General features: G+C 53.5%; 1 pseudogene. It reads right to left on the bottom strand.

Annotated features, from left to right (window positions below):
- Nucleotides 1-1,839: pseudogene (locus VB081_RS06005) on the bottom strand (hypothetical protein); the annotation flags it as partial.
- Nucleotides 1,840-2,096: the final 257 nt, after the last annotated feature.

Below are 2,096 nucleotides of genomic sequence, written 5' to 3'. Positions count from 1 at the left end.
TTCGATTTCAATATCCGTCATATCAAAAATCTGGGTTTTATTTTCTGATACCCGCTGATGGCTGATCAGGGCTTCCATCCCCTGGTCCGTAGCCATGGCATCCCGGACGCCGGCGGCGGCACCGCCATTATCCCCTCCTCCCGGCTTAATGTGCATAAAGCCGGCACCATAGGGTGAATCCGCAAGGTAGTATTGGCTCAGCGCATCCACGGTGTTGACGCCGTTTTTAATAAAGCGGCTGTCGGTCTCTGGGTCGATGCCATAGGCGGATAGCGCCATGACGACCTGGGCCGTGCTTTCGGAATTATTTGTTCCGAAGGTGGCATAGCCCCCGGCATCATCCCCCTGGGCAACCTGGACCTGGGAAAGGACACTAAAGGCACGGTCGCAGGCGGCCTTAACGGCGGGCTGGTCCTGGTAGGGCTCCAGGGCGTAAAGGGCCATAGCCGTCATATCCGGGTCTGCCTTGGTTCCGCTGAGGGTCCACCCCCCGCCATTCACTTCCCGATCCAGGATATAGTCAATCATGACCTGGCGGGTGTTCTGAATCTTGGCCTCCGGATTGTCCGGTATTTTATAGGCATGGCAATCCAAAGCGATCAGTGCCCAAATGGGACCGTTGATTCCCTGCTTTTTAACATTGTTGAAATCCGATAAATAGCTGAGGAGGTTATACCCCGCAACATTGGTGACATCCTTCCCGATGGCGGTCAGACCGAGGATAACCCTGGAATACTCCGTATATTTCACCTTGTGGAGAACGCCCTTTTTATCGATTAACGTCTGGCAGACATTATTGTAATAGGTATTGTACAGGTTCTGATTCCCCAATCCTGAACGGGCCAGGACGAGGATGGACCATTCCCCGCCTGTGGTGCCTAATACCGGAGGCGTTTGTTCAAACCCCGAGAGGATGGCCGCCGCGCTGGTGTTAATCATCCGTTCTATATCATTGGTTCCGGCGCTTTCCCGAAGGGATTTGGCCTGGGCGGCCAGCTCAGCCTGTAACGCCACATTGGATTCTGCCTTCGCCTGTCCGGTTTCTTCTGTCTTAACCTCTGGCTCAGCCGCCGTATTGGCCGTTGGCTGGTCCACGGTGGATTCAACGGCTTCTTCAGCGAAAAGCGCATCCTCCAGGACGCCAAAAATGGCCCTGGCTTCCTTCCCACTCAAATCCACTTTGGAAAGGGCTGCCAGCGCTGTGCTGCAGGCTGTATCATTTTTTGCGATACTGCGGTCCGTCTGGGCGATGAGCTCTAAAATACGATCTACATCACCTGCATTTTTAGAAAGCTCCAGATCCTTTCCATCCTCTAAGAGACTGTACCGGATTCGAAGGATATCCCCATCCATCGGACTATACTCCGACAGGCTCTCCAGACTTTTTCCATTCAGGGTCAGGGCCCAATGCCCCCCTGAGGTGTAAGCCCCACTCCCTAAGGTGCCCGCTGCTGCCGTGTTGCCGATTGTCGGTAAGATCGCCGTGGTCAATGCCTGTACGGCTTCCGGGATGGTGACGCTGCCGGTATCCGCTCCTGAAATGGACTGGATCCCGCTGCCGTCCAAGGCGAATGTCACCTTATTCTCCAGCGCCTTTTCAACAATGGCAGCGCCATCCTCCCCTGCATCAAACTCCACCGATACCGGCTCCAGGTAAAACCCCTGTCCCAGGCTCTGCCGCTCCACCGTTATGATGGCGGTTCCTCCGCTGCTGGCGCCGCTTGCCAGGACCCCGGCAATGCCGTAGGACAATAACAAGATCCCCACCAACAGAAGGCACAACACCCGCATACTTCTCTGAAGAATTCCCTTTTTTCCTCCCCATTGGACGTCTTCCATCCCGCACTCCTCTCTCGTCTATTTTTTTCTTTTGATCATCAAAGTCTGCTTCTGTAAAACAAAAGCACACGTCCAAATCTCCCAACGACGGGTGCTTTACGATTACGCTATGATTGTCCAATAAAACACCCATTTCCAGAAAATGGTATGGTGGTGACACAGGTCAATCTACTGACTTTACAGTTGGTTTTAACCAGTTGGGGTTCCCCATCTTTCTTCCTGTGCGGCTTTATTGGATTTTTATACTATCGGAGCAT

The organism is Christensenella sp., assembly GCF_034927525.1.
Lineage (GTDB): Bacteria > Bacillota > Clostridia > Christensenellales > Christensenellaceae > Christensenella.
This window is presented reverse-complemented; position numbering and strand designations above follow the sequence as displayed.